Consider the following 16,431-nt stretch of genomic DNA (forward strand, 5'->3'; position numbering starts at 1 on the left):
ATGAGCTTTGCATTCGGTATCGGCATCGGCACCCAGAACAACCAGGGCGAATGGCTGGAAGTGTTCTACCAGCAGCCGGTCATGACGCCTGACAACACCCTGATGGAAGTCGTCCAGAACGCGCTCAACTACCAGGGTGGCAACCAGGCGATCAGCGCCACCACCGAACAGCTCGACAAGCTGGCCCACGCCCTGCGTCAGGCTGGCCAGAACGAGCAGGCGATCCTGGCCGAGAAAGCCGCCAGCAGCAAGCGTCCCGTGGTGGTGACCATCCTGGATAACGACGACACCGCATCCAGCACCCCTGAGGTCTACCTCAAGCTGCACCTGATCTCCCACCGTCTGGCCAAGCCCCACGGCCTGAAGCTCGACGGCATCTTCGGCCTGCTGCCCAACCTGGCGTGGACCAGCGAGGGCGCCATCGACCTGAACGAGCTGCCGGAGCGCCAGCTCCAGGCCCGCCTGGAAGGCCGCACCCTGGAAGTGAAATCCGTGGACAAGTTCCCGCAGATGACCGACTACGTCGTGCCCAAGGGCGTACGTATCGCCGACACCGCCCGTGTTCGCCTGGGCGCCTACGTGGGCGAAGGCACCACCGTCATGCACGAAGGCTTCATCAACTTCAACGCCGGTACCGAAGGCACCAGCATGATTGAAGGCCGCATTTCCGCCGGCGTGATGATTGGCAAGGGCTCGGACCTGGGCGGCGGCTGCTCCACCATGGGTACCCTGTCTGGTGGCGGCAACATCATCATCGCCGTGGGCGAGAACTGCCTGATCGGCGCCAACGCCGGCATCGGCATCCCGCTGGGTGACCGCTGCAAGGTTGAAGCCGGCCTGTATATCACCGCCGGCACCAAGGTGGCGCTGCTGGACGACAACAACGAGCTGGTGGAAGTCATCAAGGCCCGGGACCTGGCCAACCAGCCCGACCTGCTGTTCCGCCGCAACAGCCAGACCGGTGCTGTCGAGTGCAAAACCAACAAGTCCGCCATCGAGCTGAACGAAGAGCTGCATGCAAACAACTGAGTCGAAAACCCTTGAGCTGGCCATTGACCTGATCCGCCGGCAATCCGTCACACCGGACGATGCCGGCTGCCAGGCGCTGATGATGTCGCGGCTGGAGCCACTGGGATTTTCAGGTGAGCACCTGCGTTTCGGTGACACCGACAACCTCTGGGCCCGCAAGGGCTCCGAGGGCCCGGTGCTGGCGTTCGCCGGTCACACCGACGTGGTGCCCACCGGTCCGGAGAAGAACTGGGCCCACCCGCCGTTCGATCCCGTGGTGAAGGATGGCTATCTGCTCGGACGCGGTGCCGCCGACATGAAAGGCAGCCTGGCCGCCTTTGTCACGGCCTGCGAGCGCTTCGTCACCGCCCACCCGAACCATCGCGGCTCGATTGCGCTGCTGATCACCAGCGATGAGGAAGGTCCGGCCCAGGACGGCACCGTCAAGGTCGTGGAAACCCTCGAGGCCAGAAACGAGAAGATCGACTGGTGCCTGATAGGCGAGCCGTCCAGCACCCACGAAGTGGGTGATGTCATCAAGAATGGCCGTCGGGGCTCGCTGCACGGCTACCTGACCGTGCACGGGGTGCAGGGGCATGTGGCCTATCCGCACCTGGCGGAGAACCCGGTGCACACGGCGGCACCAGCGCTGGATGCCCTGGCCAAGGAGTTCTGGGACAACGGCAACGACTTTTTCCCGCCGACCACCTTCCAGATCACCAAGATCGAGGCCGGCACCGGCAGCAACATCATCCCCGGGGAATGCCTGGTGCATTTCAATTTCCGCTACTGCACCGAAAATACCGCAGAGAGCCTGGAAGAGCGGGTGGTGGCGATCCTGGATGGGCACGGACTGAAGTACGATCTGCAGTGGCACCTGAGTGGCCGACCGTTCCTGACCGACCGGGGTGCGCTGGTGTCCGCCAGTCAGAACGCCATTCGCTCGGTGACTGGCCGGGAAACCGAGCTGTCCACCTCCGGTGGCACCTCCGATGGCCGCTTCATCGCACCGACCGGAGCCCAGGTGGTGGAACTCGGACCGATCAATGCCACCATTCACAAGGTGGATGAGTGCGTGAAGGCCGAGGACCTAGACACCCTGTCCAGCATCTACGAGCAGATCCTGGTCGAGCTGCTGGCCTGAAGCCAGCGCGGCTCGGGCGCTTCCGCATCAGTAGTGGGGAGGGGGTGTTTCCTCTTCCTCGCGCTTGATGTTGGAGGGCGACACCTCTTTCAGCTGCTTGTGCAGCAACTGCTTAGCGTCCCACAACTCCCGAAGCTCCAGTTCCTGCCTCGCCACCTGCTCGCTCAGGGTATTGATGAGGTCATCCTGAAACGCCAGTCGCGTCTCCAATTCATCGAGTCGTGCTTCGAGATCTTTCTCGCTCATCCTGCTCCATCCGCTTGGTCAGCAATCGGGATAATCTGCTATCATGCCGCTTTTGTCCGCCGGCGCGCCCTCCGGGCCCTATCCGGCGGTTTTCATCGACCGGGTGTGCGATTTTACCCGATATCCGGTTTTTTATCGTTAGCGTTAAATGAATGGAGAAATCTCAGTCAATGCGTAATCCAGCCAAAGCGATCCTTGTTGCTGTCCTGATCGCTATTCCCGCACCGTTTGTTCTCGGCTTCCTGCTGGTGTCCTTTACTCCGGAACTGTTCCAGATCCTGTCCCAATCCGAGACCAGTGAACTGGCCAACAGCACCACCTTTATTTTGGGCAGCGCCCAGGGTATTACCGCTTACGTCCTGGCCCTGGTGATTTTTGCCCTGGCCGGCTTTCTGGCCATCGCTCTGTCGGCGAAACAGAAAACGGCACAGCGGACTCCGGCGCGTTCCGGTGGTCGCTCCCAGCCCCGGGCCCAGAGCGATAATGATGACAGCGACTACGACGATGACAGCCCCGAAGGCGACGAAGAAGGTACCGTGAAGTGGTTTAACGTGAAGAAAGGCTTCGGCTTTATCGTCCGTGACAGCGGCGACGAGGTGTTCGTCCACTTCCGCGCCATTCGCGGTCGTGGCCGGCGGGTCCTGCGCCAGGGCCAGCTGGTGCGCTTTAACGTGGTTGAAGCGGACAAAGGCCTGCAGGCCGACAACGTGTCCATCCTGAGCGACTGATCCGACGCCCTGGCACAGGGCATTCAGTCGAAAAAAAAGGCAGCCACCCGGCTGCCTTTTTTAATTCCAGACCACTTGCTGCTCACCCCGGTGATCGAGTCGCCACCACTTCTCGTCGGCAACCGGCTCTCCCTCCTTCCAGTCACCGGGGCTGCACCGGATTTCGGTATCCATCGCACGCCACGCGCTGCGGGCACACTCAAGGTCGGTGTTCCAGGGCAGCGCCCCGCCCTCCATCACCAAACAGGTAAACCGCTTGCCGAAAGCACCGGGGTACAGGGTTATCTTCAAGCGTTCGCCCTGGCACAGAGCCGCCCCCTTGCTAACGGTTGCCACGTCACTGTCATCCAGTTCCAGATGATCCAGATGGTTGGCCAACCACGCTGAGACCGCGCCCGCTTCAAGGTCACGAATATAAATTTCCAGATCCTGCACCCGCTGACTCCCCTTCCTCATGCTCACAATGCAGCACATAGTGAACCGGGCCGCCACGCGCTGCAAGCCAACGTTCCAACTCCTGATGCAGGTCCGTCACCGACAGACGCCTCAGACGACCGGATTGCTTGCGCTCATGCCAGGCCACCTCCAGGGCAGTCCGCTGCAGCTCGAGCTGAGCCAGCAGGCCCATTCGGCCTTCTGCATCCTCAGAGCGGGCCATGGCCACCAGAGCCTGTCGGCGCAGGGTCTCCTCCCGCCCGGCCAGGGCAACGGCGCCCATGGGACCACATCGGGCAAACAGATCCAGGCGGGCCGCCGCCCGCTCAACCCACTGCAGCATGCCACCGGGACTGCTGACCAGCAGGCTCCGACGGGTGGCGGCATAACGGAGGACGGCAAGAGGCAGTTCGATATTCCAGCGTTTCTCTATGGCCGCCTGTTTCGCGGTGAGTATGGCTTCGCGCTGGAGGGCGCTGGATCCAGGCATACCGAACGTTTCGTACTGGCAGCCCAGCCGCGCCGCCAGTTGCTCACCCTCCCCGGGATTCTTCGCCGGACCCAGCAAGAGCAGCGGTCCCCGCCAGTTGAGAACCAGCTCCAGGGCCAGACTGTTCGGGCTGTCCATCAACGCCATCAATTCCGACGGCGACAGGTTGTCCAACACCAGCAAAGGCCAGGGACCGTCCGGACCGACCTGCTCAGCCGGCATGGCGGGCGCGTGATTGGCCAACAGTTCCGCCGGACGACGCAGATCCAATTCGACATAATCCCGTTCCAGCGCCGCCAACATCACCTGGAGCCAGCAGGACTTGCCGGTGCCCCGCTCGCCCTGAATCCACACCAGCGCCCTGTCGGCGGTGGCGGTGATCACCGCCACATCCTCCGCCAGTGCAAGCCAATCAGCGTCGGTGACCACCAGCGGCGCGTCCGACCGGTGCTCGATACCACGGGGCAAGCTGTCGGCCGCGTTACCCGGCCATTGTGAGACCTGTTCGAGAACCGCCACGTAGGCCTTGTCCCGCAAGCGCTCAACCCCGACACAGAGCACCCGGAGCAACAGCCCCCAATCAAGCCAGGGCGAGTCCGAGACTTCCCGGGCCCGCGCCAGCCAGTCGATCAACTGAGACGAGAGCGCGCCGTCGCCGCCCACTTCCGTGATGATTGGCTGCTCGCACTGGACGGTCCGGACCAGCTCGTCCAGATCCACCCCGCAGCGACGAAGGAAGCGCGGCAACTCGATGCAGGTGTCGAGCAGCGCCAATAGGAAATCCTCGACCGTGACCACGGCCCCACCGCGCTCGCTGACCCCGTCCCGAGCCTGCACCAGCGCAGCCTGACAATCTGGCGCCAGGCATCCTTGCCAGTCGTCCATAAACCCTCCCTGTTCGTTCTTGGGCACCGTCCTGATGCCCGCTGTTCCGGTGAAGCGACGCGCCGGTCGTAAACCGGGCTGTGATGGTGTTACCAGGTACCCGTGTTTTCCATGCTGGCCCAGGGCTCCTTCGGTGGGAGCGCATCCCCCTTCTGCAACAGCTCAATGGAGATGTTGTCGGGACTGCGGACAAACGCCATATGGCCGTCCCGGGGCGGGCGGTTGATGGTGACCCCGTGGGCTTGGAGGTGCTCACACAGGGCATAGATGTCATCGACCCGGTACGCCAGATGCCCGAAGTTGCGACCGCCGCCGTATTCCTCGGGATCCCAGTTGTAGGTCAGCTCAATCATCGGGGCCTTGTCCTGTCGGGCTCGGTCCTCGTCTTCGGGCGTGGCCAGGAAGACCAGGGTAAACCGGCCCTTGTCACTGCTTTTGCGGCTGATCTCCTTCATACCCAGCAGGTCGCAGAAGAAATGCAGCGTCTCATCCAGGTTGCTGACCCGAATCATGGTGTGGAGATATTGCATGGCAGCTCCTTGTCGTCGTGGTTGGACCGCGGGTGACGCTTCACCCTTACCTCGGCGACAGTTTACGGTATTCTGGGTCCATGGATGTACGTAGCCCCACCAATAGCCTTCTCGAATTCCGGCAGCCGGCGGTACGCCATTTGGCCTGGCTGTGCTCGGCGCCGCCGCTGATTCACTCCAGGTTGAGTTTCCAGCCTTCCGACTACCTTCCCGATCACTATCTCGACCTGCTTCGGGACTGGGACCGGGCCCCGGAAACCGGCCCCGCGCTTCTTCGGGAGCCGCCGCAAAAACGGCTCGGTTTCTACTTCGAGCGACTCTACGAGGTGCTGCTGACCGACTTACTCGGGTGGGACATTCTGCTGAAAAACACCCAGATCCAGTCCAACGGGCACACCCTGGGCGAACTGGACTTCGTCGTCCATAACCGCACGGACGATCGGATCGAGCACCACGAAATTGCCATCAAGTATTACCTGGGCTTTGCCAGCAATGGCGCCCCGGTGCTGTGGTATGGCCCAAATGCACGGGACCGACTCGATCTGAAAAGCGACCGGCTCATCAATCACCAAAGCCGCCGCACCCATCAGCCAGAAACCCTGGCCATCTTGGCCGAGCACGGCATTGCCGGCCCCTTGACCGCCCGCATTTTCATGCCCGGCTACCTGTTCTACCCCTTGGCCGAAGCTCTGGAGTCGCCGTCAAAAACCCCTGACAACCACCTTCGGGGTTGGTGGGATTATGCAGACAATCTGACTGGCACCGATACGTCGTCATGGGTTCAGCTGCACAAGCCGCACTGGGTTGGTCCTTGGCGACAAGACACACTACCAGCCACCCAAGAGGCATCTCAGGAAATTGCCCGCATCAACCAGGATCAAATTCCGCGCCTTTTCTCGGAGTTGGTTCCCGACGGACAATCCGACGGCTGGGTGGAACAACGTAGGATTTTCGTTGTGCCCTCCTCGTGGCCAACCCAAGGCCGCTAAGCATGGACTCGACGATGCTCCGCAACGTCGAAGGGCGAACATTTAAATAGGCCAAGCCGTCGCCGGACGCATATTCCGGTATTCAGCCATGGACACTCTGCCCAGCTGAGGCGTTAATTTGCACCTGCGAGATGCCCAAGGGTACTGATTCTGCCGCCTTAACATCTCAACGCCCTCACCGGCTTTCCAGGTCTCGAGGTCGAGGTCACGCCAGTATCTTGGGTTTCGATTGGTCTCGTTGTCATATTGGCGCGTCACGGGATCCAGATGACGGAAGGGCTCCAACCTAGGAACATCGGGTAACGGTTCAGACACGTCCATGTAGCGTTGAATCATATCCCACAGCGCCAGAACCTCCCCCTTAGTCGCCTCGATGCCGCTGAGCCAGGTTTGATTAAAGGTTTTTTGAGTGTAACGATGGATGAACATCAGCCGGTAGAAAATGCCTCCATGCTGGATAATTCGCTCAACGTAGGCATCGAACTCCACAAACGGCGCTTCAAAGAACCGCCTTCGCCCCATGGCGAAGCGGACTTGGCCAGTCACTCGGTTAAATTCACTGCAACCGTCCTCCAGAACCTCGTCGACTCTCTTTTCAATCGTCTTTTCGAATGGCTTAAGAAAAAAACCAACTCCGGTGCTCATAAGCCAATTCGTGACACTTGGTCCCACCCAGAGAACTAAAATCATCCACCCAAAACTCAGTACAAATGCGACAATGAAGACGATAAAGTCCACGACTTCAGGCACAGAAGTCCGGTTCAGGAATTCGGCCACGAGCCACGAAACAGCGAGCGGGCCAGAAACCCATAAAAACAGAAACCAGAGAAACGGCAGTGCTAGCAAGAGAATCTTCATTCCAACCTTGGCGTTTAGAAACCGGATGCTCTTGTGATCCCACCACCAATCTTTATTCTTGAATTCAGGATCGTCGATTTCATTATCTTGGACTGCTTCAACACCTTGGAGCACGTTGTAATAAGGATCCACGTATGCGTAGGTGCCTATAGGCTGGAGTTCGTCGGCGAAACGTACCCTTTTCTCTAACCCGCTGGGTAAGCCAATTATTTCGCTTGCTCTAAAAGCTGATTCGTCGAAGGCTGATCCGTTTTTTTCAATCATGTTGCTACCTCGGTAAAGAACCAGTAAGGGGATTTAGGTTGCGCGTAGGGGGAAAGGAAAGATCTACGCTTCGATGGGGGCGTGCCATGCAGGGCTAGATCAAAAGCCTGAAAGTCCTCCAACACCGGAGAAGGGAAAACAATCGGTCCGGCTTCCGTATCAATGACCGCCTGAAGCCCGACCCTCAATGCAGTCGATACTGACTCTCGGTACCCAACACTCTCGTAGTTATTTGGACGTAACTCTCGTTTGACTAAAAAACGGACCGCCGACTGGTTGGGTAAAGATTCCCGGCCAACGACTTTCTGCAATGGTGTTGTACTGCGAAGGTGGGTGCTAGTGACCGCTTCCGCAGGAACCACTCCCGACACTTGGGACGTTGCGTACGCTACTTCCTGAAATACCAATCTAAGAGTTTTTGGGGGCAACCCGGATCGATTTTCCTCAGCGAGCCTTAAGCTGCTCGCGATAGGCATTTGCACCGTGACGACATAGTCATCAGGCGCCGGTGGATAATCTGAGTGAGAAAGAGCCACATCTGTCGCCACATCCGAAAATTTACTCGCAGTAACCGAAACAGGTGACATCAAGGTGATTAGCTGAGCGTAAAAATCACGATCATCCAAAGCGCTTGCGCTTTCGTCTGAGTGAACGCCCCACGGGCCACGCTTAAGCAGTTGTTCGAACAGACCATCTGAAGCATGAGCGGCATAGATCCCCCCACCAACAACCATCGCCATGCCGAGCATCGCCCAACCCCATCCGGGAATGGCCAGCAACGTATGCATAAGGGGTGATGCCAGGAAGACGGTTCCGCCCGTCAACGCAAGGGCATGCCCCGTTGCCGCGTCGAAATCCTTGTTCGAAAGACAGTGCCTCATATCCCAATAGCTCAGACCAGCGCCAATTGCTCCCGCTGCAAAGTTCGCCAGACCGATAGTCCTTACGAGTGTCGATGCCCCGAGATTTTGGAGTCGACTGCCAATGAACCACCACCCTTTCACATCGAACCAAGGCCGTGTCGCCATTCGAAACGTTGCAGTAGCGCGAGCCCGTTCGACGGAATGAGCATTAAGCGCGATTGATAACTTCAATGAAGCAGCCGTCAAATCTGCAGCCGGGCCCAAGGACCCTTTAGCAAAGGTTTTCAGATGGTTGTCTGAAGCACTACTTGCTGCCCAGGCAGCTCGAAGCTCAACGAAGACATTAAACGCTGCCAAGGCAACCAACCCACGCGATACCGCCGGCCCATCCACGATCTTTCCAATGCGTTTCGCCCAGTCGACCTTCAGCAACCCGAGTTTCTTCGCTTCCGCATGACCCGCCGGCGCATAGAAAACCGATGCAGGACCGGCGGCTTTTACAACGGTGGCATCCAAATCGTCTACAACCCTGGAAGGGCTTGTTGAGCCCATCATGTCATCGGAGCCATTCATCAAGTCGGCGTACAGGTAGTCATTCTTTCGAGTCAGTATGCCTTCAGTCCGGTCAAACTGGGTCAGACCGAGCGTCAGACCGTTACCTCTCACCCCAAGAATGGTGCCCGATGACTCAACACTCCCACGACTAACAATGCTAATGCCCTCAAGCGACGGATCGGCCATCGTGAAGTTCGAGGCAACCGAGATCATCACTCGCTGTATCTCAACCTGAGTCACTGCGCCCTCCGCCATAAGGCGCTCGCACACCTTCAGCACGGCTGTGCTCCATTCTTCCAGGGAACGTGCAACCAGGCTGCCCACCTTGCCGGCATCCAACAGTGTTTTGTCGATGCCTGACGCGCCTTCTTCACGGTCGTGGAGCTGTTTCTCAAGGTACGCGAGGGACTGCAGGTTCAAGCGGTCCAACATTTCCCCGGTGATCTCACTCGAATCGTCCGTCAGTTGCCGGAGCCGCTGATGCAGGGGTTCCGAGACGTTCGATGGGTCAGTGTCGTCAGGGTCAGGAGGCGGGGGAGCCCAGTCGGCGAGGAAGTCGCTGTCGAAGAGCCAGCGTTTCAGGCTTTTGTGCAGATCGTGTTCACAAGCCAACCCGTTCGCTCGCAGAACACCCGGTATCTGCTGAAGGAGGTTCAGCTGGTCGGCAATCAACAGGTAGCCCTCGCAGATGGCCAAGTCCCTGCACGCGCGATAATCGTCCAGGACAGCGGCCAGCACCCGGCTTTTCATCAACGACTGCAGCTGTTCCAGGTGACGGTCGATGACCGCCACCGCGTGGTCCTTCTCCCGGGTGTCCAGCGCTTCGTCGAGCTTGTCCTTGTCGATGGCGTCGGCGTATTTCTGCAGATCGGTTTTGCCGTCAAGCGCGAGCGGATCGAACACTGCCTGCCGGATCAGCATGGCGGAGTGAATCATGGGCTTGTGTTTGATCGATCGGTCCACGGCATCGAGGTAATGGAGGGCCAGGTGCAGTTGGCTCAGGGAGTGCCGCAATTGGAACAGCGGATCGGGGATGGAGACGCCTACCACGCCTTTCTGGTCACGAAGGCCATCCAAAAGGTCCTTACCTGGGCCAACATTGAGAGCCATGTTCAAAGGCCTCTGATCGTCACCGGCGATCTGCTCCAGGCGTTGCTTCAGCCGCGTGCAAAGCTCCTGGTCCGCCGGCGCCTCGAACTCGGGCCGAAAATCGGCGGGATCCTCCAGCATGAGCTCGACCCCAAGGTCTCGGGCCCGGACTCCCTTAACGCTGGTGATCTTTGACGCCGGGTACCCCTTATCAAAAGCAAGATCATCTACCGTGGCCGCAGGCCAGGCGTGGTCAATGCCTGTGGTTCGGGCCCGCCGGGCGGCCGGATCGTCCTCCAGGTGCCGAATGTAGCGCCAATCCCACTGCACCTCACTGTAGGCGACCCGAATCCCATGGATGACGGCACGCCCCTGGAGCAGAACGGGCACCAGGACGTTCGACAGCCACTCGCCTTCACTGATCCTGGCTGGGCTCCCTGTCTGCGCCGAGTCGTCCGAGGCTCGCCGGACGCCCTGAAGATCAACGTCGCTCATCCAACCCTTGGTATCGATCTCCAGTTCCCGCCAGAGCACATCGCCCCGGAACACATACAGATAGCCGGGTCGCAGCAACGCGACACCCCGGCCCGTGTGGAAGGTCAGGCCGCCGGCTTGCACCGGCAGGTTGTTGGTCAATGCCGCCAGCGGCTTGATGCGCAGCAGCGTGTTCTCCTGGTGTCCTGCCTGCTCGACGCTCGATCGGACCGTGTCGATCAGGGGCAGGTTGATGTGTCCACCCGCTCGCTTGGGCACCGACAAAACCATCGCGCCCGGATTCTGGTCATCGTACTCGGTGCGTCGGCGCAAGGCGTTGTCCAGGGTCTCATCGTTGAAGCTCAGGGTATCGTTCACTGTTCGGCCTCCTGTACCGGGGGTTTGAGGACCACAACGTCCTCGCCCGCCGAACCGCCACCGATGACGTCGACAATCAGTTCTCGTTTCGGCCGCTCGATACCGGCAAATGCCAGCGCCAGCGCGCTGGCGTCTTGCCGCTGATCCACCTCCGCCAGGGTCGTCGGCGCCGCCGCATCGGCGACGCCGGCCTCGATGGCCATGGGCAGCTCGGGTTGACTCACTTGCGCCGCGGCACCGGTCCCGGGCGCGCCCCCGGAATTGATCTTGATGCCCGGGCCACTCAGGGTGACCCCGCTGGCGTCGAGCCGGATAAAGCTACCACCACCGGCAATCGTCAGTTCGGCGCCCGCGTCCACCACCACCTTGGTGCCGGCTTTGTGGTGCACCTCTTGCCCGGTCTCGCTACCGAAGGCCCCGGCCACCGAGGCGTGGAGACTGCCGGCAATGTCCAGATGCACGTCGGCACCATAGGATTCTCGCGCTTCGCCCTCGACCGTGGCGTGGGCACTGCCTCGAACGCGACTGAACGAGTGATTGCCGATGGTCCGGTGGCTGTCGTTCCGGATCACCTCGGTGCGGTTGTGTTCGGTCAGCAGGTCCAGGTTTCTCTGGGCGTGGACGTAGACCTGTTCCTGCCCGGCCTCGTCCTCGAAGCGCAGCTCGTTGCTGCCCTCGCCCTGGTGGGTTTGGGTTTTCAGGGTGGTGCGGGTCTTGTGCTCGGGCAGGGCGTACGGTGGTTGGTTGGAGGCGTGATGGGTGCGCCCGGTGATGATCGGCTGGTCCGGGTCGCCGTCCAGGAAGGAGACAATCACCTCGTGCCCGATGCGCGGCAGCGCCATGAAGCCATACTGGCCGCCGGCCCAGCCCTGGCTGACCCGCAGCCAGGCGCTGCTGTGTTCGTCGTTCTGGCTGTAGCGGTCCCACGGAAACCGCACCTTGACCCGGCCGTACTGGTCGCAATGGATTTCCTCACCCGCCGGGCCGGTCACCATGGCGATTTGAGGGCCGTCCATGCGCGGGCGGTGGCGGCACAGAGGGCGCCAGGTCTGGCTGGCCGGAATGGCGCTGAAATGGTTGTGGTAGTGGGTAGGCTCGGCCCCACCCTCTTCTTCCAGGGCCTGGGGTTGCCGGCCCAGATGGGTGACGGATGTGAGCAGCCAAGGGAGGTTCAGATTGGGTTGATCGTGATCGGTGAGTTCAACCCTGGCACCGGCACTGAAGTCCGGGCGGTTGCTCTCACCCTGGGCGGTATTGGCGTCGTTGCGCAAGGCGTCGAGGCGGGCCTGGGTAAACGGCTGGCCGATGGCGTCGGCCTTGAACCGGCCGGGATAATCAAAGTGCTGGTAATCGTCCCGCTGGTAGGGCGTGCTCGCGCCCTGCTCGTGCATCAGGGCGTAGGCCGGGTTCCGGAAGGTGTAATCCTTCAGCGCCACCGAGGCGGCCCGCACCCGCTCCTGTACGCGCAGCCGGAACACCGCCGGATGCCGGTGACTGCCGCCGGCCGTGGCGTTGTAGGCCACCGGATCGAGCGTGGGGGCATCGCCGTGGTGATCGGCAAAGATCAGGGCCGGAGGCTCGGAACCGTCGGCACTTCCATGACGATAGCGGTAATGCCAGCCCTCTTCCGCCGCCAGCCGCTCCACAAACGCCAGGTCGGCTTCCCGGTGCTGGACGCAATACTCCCGCAGCTGGGCCGGTCGTTTCAGCTCAAACACCGTCTCCACGATGCCGCGCTCTTCCAGCAGGGTGCGGACCATGGCCTCGGTACTCTGACCCTGGAAGATCCGGCTGTTGTGCATCATCCCCAATCGCCACAGCGGCGGCTGGACCACCAGTTCATAGCGGGTCCGGCGGTGGCCGGCGTCGCCACGGGCGGCTTCGCTGACCACGCCGCTGAACCGGCGCCGGGGGACACCGTCCTGCCAGACCAACAGCTCCACCGGCTGTTCCAGCAGGCGGCCAACATCCACATGGGGGTCAACACTGGCCAGCTCCAGCCGGCCCTGACAGAGTTCAGAAAGGCCTTCGGTCAGCGCAAAGCCAACCACGGCGAACAAATCCTGGGGGTGCTCACCGACACGGACGGTGAACTGCAAGCCACGGGCGTGGGACATGTCTTCGATCCTTGAAGCAAGTTTCCGGCTCATCCTGAGCGCACACGATTATAGCCACCGCCCACCGCAATGTAACCCGAACCGCCCGACCATCGGCCCAAGGTGAGAGGTTGACCACAGCTTGATTCTGCTGCACCCTAATCTGGTTTCATAATGCAACCGGAGAAGATCGTGAGCGAATACCAGAATCGAGCCATTGTGCTCAAGCAACGTCCAGAGGGTGAAATCCAGAACGGCGACCTGGTCATGGAAGAACGCCCCGTCCGGGCTCCCAACGACGGCGAGGTGGTCGCCCAGGTGCTCTGGCTCTCCCTCGACCCGTACATGCGCCCACGGATGAACGACGCCAAGGGTTACATGGACCCCATTGGCATCGACGAGCCGATTGTTGGCGAGAGTGTGGCGCGCATCGTCGAATCCCGGTCCGATGCCCTGAAGGTGGGCGATCTGGTGACCTGCTACTCCGGATGGCAGGAGTACGTGACCTTTCCCGCCGACGCCCCGATGGTCTACAAGATTGACCAGAAGGAAGGCGTGCCACTGCAGACCTATTTGGGGGTCGCCGGCATGCCCGGGCGCACGGGTTACTGCGGCCTGATGTACGTGGGCAAACCCAAGCCCGGCGACACCGTGGTGGTCTCCGCCGCGTCCGGCCCGGTAGGCACCGTGGTTGGCCAGACCGCGAAGACCGAAGGCTGCCGCGTGGTCGGGGTCGTCGGTGGACCGGACAAGTGCAACTTCGTGGTGAATGAACTGGGCTTCGATGCCTGCGTGGACTACAAGGCCGGCAATCTCGAGGCGGACCTCAAGGCCGCCTGCCCGGACGGCATCGACATCTACTTCGAGAACGTGGGTGGCGCGGTGACCCGGGCTGTGGCGCCCCTGCTCAATGACGGCGCCCGCGTACCCATCTGCGGCTACGTGTCCGCCTACAACGCCACCAACATGGCCGAAGTGGAAACCCCATTCCACGTCCTCAAGGCCCTCGACCCGGTACCGGAGCACCGCTTCTTCCTGGTCACCGAGTGGCAGGACCAGCACCAGGAAATAACCAACACCCTGGCGTCCCGCATTGCTTCAGGCGAACTGAAGTATCAGGAAACCATCGCGGAAGGGCTGGAAAACGCGGTCGATGCGTTCAAGGGCATGCTGAAAGGCAAGAACTTTGGCAAGCAGCTGGTGCACATCGCCGACTGAGCGAGGCGCACCCAAAAACGAATGCCGGGAGGGTTACTTCTCATCCTCCGCGACTTGCAGGAGCACTTTCCCGGTATTCTTGTTGTCGGCAACGTACGCCATGGCCGCTTCCACGTCGGTGATCGGCCAATCGCTGTCGATCAATGGCTCAATCTGGCCGGCGCTCAGCAAAGGCCAGACGTGGCGCTGCAACGCCTGCATCACCTTGCCCTTGTCCACCACGGTTCGTGACCGCAGCGTGGAGCCAATCAGCCGGTGACGCTTCACCAGCATGAGGCCCAGGTCGACCTCGGCCATGCGCCCGCCCATCAGGCCAATCAGCACAATCCGGCCATCGACGTTCAGCACTTTCTGATCGTCCGCGATGTAGCTGCCACCCACCGGGTCCAGCACCATATCGACGCCCCCCCAGCTTTTCACCGCATCCACGAACGAGCCGTCGTTGCGGTTCCAGATCCCGGTCGCGCCCAGTTGCTGGCACACTTCCAACTTCTGGGCATCGCCCGCGGTGGCGAACACCGGATTACCAAACGCAGTGGCCAGTTGAATCACGGCGGTACCCAGGCCGCTGGCCGCCGCGTGCAACAGCACTCGCTGGCCAGGCTCCAGTCCCGCTTCCTGGTACAGGTTCAGCCAGGCGGTGGCGAACACCTCCGGGATGGCCGCCGCCTTTCTCAGGGAGTAGCCTTTCGGCACCGGCAACACCTGCACCGCCGGAACAACCACCTTGGTGGCGTACCCGCCGCCGGTCAGCAGGGCGCAGACCTCCTGACCTACCTCAAACCCCGACACCGACGCCCCCAGCGCCGACACCCGGCCACTGACTTCCAGACCCAGAATATCGGAGGCCCCAGGCGGCGGTGGATACACCCCGGCCCGCTGCAGCAGGTCAGCCCGGTTGATGGCGGTCCAGACAACATCGATTGCGACATGGTCAGCCGGCAGCTCCGCCTGGTCGTCGACGTCTTCCCAACTGAGGCGGTCACCGGTTACCTGGATTGCTTTCATCATGTCTGCGTTCTCGGCATGGATAACATCGGGTCAGGATAACCGATGTTTTTCCAGGGTTGTAATGAGAATGTCTTCATAACCGGGCGCGAGCCGGTCCAGGCTCCAAGCCCAGGGAGCCTTCGAAGCGGGCTCCCGTCCTAACAGGTCCTGTAGCCGGTCGGCCGCGCCCTGCGTTTCCAGCTCGGCGTCATCGGGAAGGCTCGGGTACAGCTGGTCTGCAGGCACATACTCCGGGTAGGCGAGTCGGTCGGGCGCCAGGGCAAGGCAGCCAGACGCCATGGCCTCCAACATCGACAGGCCCTGGAAGTCGTGCAAGGCCGTTGACAGCACCACATCCGCCGTCTGCAGCAGCCGGTCGTAGTCCGCGCGTTCGGCCATGAAGCCCCAGTGCACCACCCGGTCGCCATGGCGCCGCCGAAGTGCCGTAAATGCCTTCGGTTGCTGGCGGAACTGCTCACCCACCACACTCACCCGGAAGTCCTGCCCGCGCGCCACCAGCGCATCGAGCAGCAACAACAACCGATCCGGGCCCTTGTCGTACTCCCAGCGATGATTCCACAGCAGATGCGGGCAATGCCGGTTGATAGGGGCAGCGCGCTCGACAAACAGCCGGTCTTCGATGGGCACTGGAACCACCACGGACTTGTCCGCCAGCCGCGCCAGTACGCCTTCGGGGACGGCATCGGGCAGTTGCCGGAGCAGCCGTGCCACCCCGTCCAGAAAGCTCCGCCGGTTCCAGTCGCTGTTGAACACCACGGTGGTCGCGGCAATGGCGCTGTACAGGTTAACCATCTGAGGATCGATGCTGGCGTGCTGCCCGTCCGATTCCGGATAGGCGAACTGGTTTTCGTGCATGTACAGCAGCGCCGGGGTGTTGGCCAGGTGGGGATGGCAGCCCTTGAGGGTAGCCAGATCAACCATGGAGGTGACCAGTAGCAAGTCCCAGGACTGCTGCAGCAAAGGTTCCTCTAGCCAGGACAGTGGGTTACCCCGGATGCGCCAGCGAAAGAATCGGGGCGCCAGGGCCAGGGTGTGCCACTCGAAACCGGGCTGACTGGCGACCAGCTGTTCGCGCCAGCGCCGGTGGCTGCCGGCGTCGTAACCGGACAGCACCAGGATGCGGGGTTTGGCTGGGAGTTTGTTCGAGGCAGTCGAGTCGGGCATGCGGGC

14 protein-coding genes are annotated in these 16,431 nt (G+C 61.3%); 5 read left to right on the forward strand and 9 right to left on the reverse strand.

Going from position 1 to position 16,431, the window contains the following annotated elements; translation table 11 throughout:
- Positions 1 to 1,029, forward strand: coding sequence for a 2,3,4,5-tetrahydropyridine-2,6-dicarboxylate N-succinyltransferase (gene dapD / locus U5822_RS00400; RefSeq protein WP_322853652.1), 1,029 nt, complete (start codon positions 1 to 3; stop codon positions 1,027 to 1,029).
- The gene (dapE, locus tag U5822_RS00405) at positions 1,016 to 2,152 is read left to right on the forward strand and encodes a succinyl-diaminopimelate desuccinylase (protein WP_322853653.1); all 1,137 of its coding nucleotides are present in this window, start codon (positions 1,016 to 1,018) and stop codon (positions 2,150 to 2,152) included. Before dapD ends, dapE begins: the two co-directional genes overlap by 14 nt.
- A 27-nt stretch (positions 2,153 to 2,179) precedes the next feature.
- Here dapE and U5822_RS00410 read toward each other — a convergent pair whose 3' ends face one another.
- Positions 2,180 to 2,398, reverse strand: a complete 219-nt coding sequence (locus U5822_RS00410) for a SlyX family protein (RefSeq protein WP_322853654.1) — start codon at positions 2,396 to 2,398, stop codon at positions 2,180 to 2,182.
- Between the two features lie 170 nt (positions 2,399 to 2,568).
- Here U5822_RS00410 and U5822_RS00415 point away from each other — a divergent pair, with 170 nt between their 5' ends.
- The gene (locus U5822_RS00415) at positions 2,569 to 3,126 is read left to right on the forward strand and encodes a cold-shock protein (RefSeq protein ID WP_322853655.1); all 558 of its coding nucleotides are present in this window, start codon (positions 2,569 to 2,571) and stop codon (positions 3,124 to 3,126) included.
- 60 nt (positions 3,127 to 3,186) lie between these two features.
- Here the strand turns inward: U5822_RS00415 and U5822_RS00420 are convergent, their stop codons facing one another.
- The 3 genes from U5822_RS00420 to U5822_RS00430 form a co-directional block, all read right to left on the reverse strand.
- On the reverse strand, positions 3,187 to 3,561 hold the full coding sequence (locus tag U5822_RS00420; RefSeq protein WP_322853656.1) for a hypothetical protein: 375 nt from the start codon (positions 3,559 to 3,561) through the stop codon (positions 3,187 to 3,189).
- Positions 3,533 to 4,936 (reverse strand): hypothetical protein, encoded by a 1,404-nt coding sequence (locus U5822_RS00425; RefSeq protein WP_322853657.1) that lies wholly within the window; start codon positions 4,934 to 4,936, stop codon positions 3,533 to 3,535. Before U5822_RS00425 ends, U5822_RS00420 begins: the two co-directional genes overlap by 29 nt.
- Before the next feature lie 89 nt (positions 4,937 to 5,025).
- Positions 5,026 to 5,466 (reverse strand): VOC family protein, encoded by a 441-nt coding sequence (locus tag U5822_RS00430; protein ID WP_322853658.1) that lies wholly within the window; start codon positions 5,464 to 5,466, stop codon positions 5,026 to 5,028.
- An 80-nt stretch (positions 5,467 to 5,546) separates the two neighbouring features.
- On the opposite strand from U5822_RS00430, the gene U5822_RS00435 reads away from it, so the two are divergent.
- Complete coding sequence (locus U5822_RS00435; protein WP_322853659.1) at positions 5,547 to 6,455, forward strand: DUF1853 family protein; 909 nt, start codon at positions 5,547 to 5,549, stop codon at positions 6,453 to 6,455.
- Positions 6,456 to 6,497: 42 nt separating this feature from the next.
- Here the strand turns inward: U5822_RS00435 and U5822_RS00440 are convergent, their stop codons facing one another.
- From U5822_RS00440 to U5822_RS00450, 3 genes are read right to left on the reverse strand one after another with little or no spacing between them, the layout of a single operon-like run.
- Positions 6,498 to 7,577 carry a hypothetical protein gene (locus U5822_RS00440; RefSeq protein ID WP_322853660.1) on the reverse strand — a complete coding sequence of 360 codons (1,080 nt, stop codon included), beginning with the start codon at positions 7,575 to 7,577 and terminating at the stop codon, positions 6,498 to 6,500.
- Positions 7,574 to 10,936, reverse strand: coding sequence for a toxin VasX (locus U5822_RS00445; protein ID WP_322853661.1), 3,363 nt, complete (start codon positions 10,934 to 10,936; stop codon positions 7,574 to 7,576). Before U5822_RS00445 ends, U5822_RS00440 begins: the two co-directional genes overlap by 4 nt.
- The gene (locus U5822_RS00450) at positions 10,933 to 13,053 is read right to left on the reverse strand and encodes a type VI secretion system Vgr family protein (protein ID WP_322853662.1); all 2,121 of its coding nucleotides are present in this window, start codon (positions 13,051 to 13,053) and stop codon (positions 10,933 to 10,935) included. Before U5822_RS00450 ends, U5822_RS00445 begins: the two co-directional genes overlap by 4 nt.
- Positions 13,054 to 13,224: 171 nt before the next feature.
- On the opposite strand from U5822_RS00450, the gene U5822_RS00455 reads away from it, so the two are divergent.
- The gene (locus tag U5822_RS00455; RefSeq protein WP_322853663.1) at positions 13,225 to 14,250 is read left to right on the forward strand and encodes an NADP-dependent oxidoreductase; all 1,026 of its coding nucleotides are present in this window, start codon (positions 13,225 to 13,227) and stop codon (positions 14,248 to 14,250) included.
- Between the two features lie 33 nt (positions 14,251 to 14,283).
- Here U5822_RS00455 and U5822_RS00460 read toward each other — a convergent pair whose 3' ends face one another.
- Together U5822_RS00460 and U5822_RS00465 are read right to left on the reverse strand one after the other, a co-directional pair.
- Positions 14,284 to 15,258 carry an NAD(P)H-quinone oxidoreductase gene (locus tag U5822_RS00460; protein WP_425258687.1) on the reverse strand — a complete coding sequence of 325 codons (975 nt, stop codon included), beginning with the start codon at positions 15,256 to 15,258 and terminating at the stop codon, positions 14,284 to 14,286.
- Positions 15,259 to 15,291: 33 nt separating this feature from the next.
- Positions 15,292 to 16,425 carry a tRNA-queuosine alpha-mannosyltransferase domain-containing protein gene (locus U5822_RS00465; protein ID WP_322853665.1) on the reverse strand — a complete coding sequence of 378 codons (1,134 nt, stop codon included), beginning with the start codon at positions 16,423 to 16,425 and terminating at the stop codon, positions 15,292 to 15,294.
- Positions 16,426 to 16,431 lie beyond the last annotated feature (6 nt).

It is taken from the genome of Marinobacter qingdaonensis (genome assembly GCF_034555935.1).
GTDB lineage: Bacteria > Pseudomonadota > Gammaproteobacteria > Pseudomonadales > Oleiphilaceae > Marinobacter > Marinobacter qingdaonensis.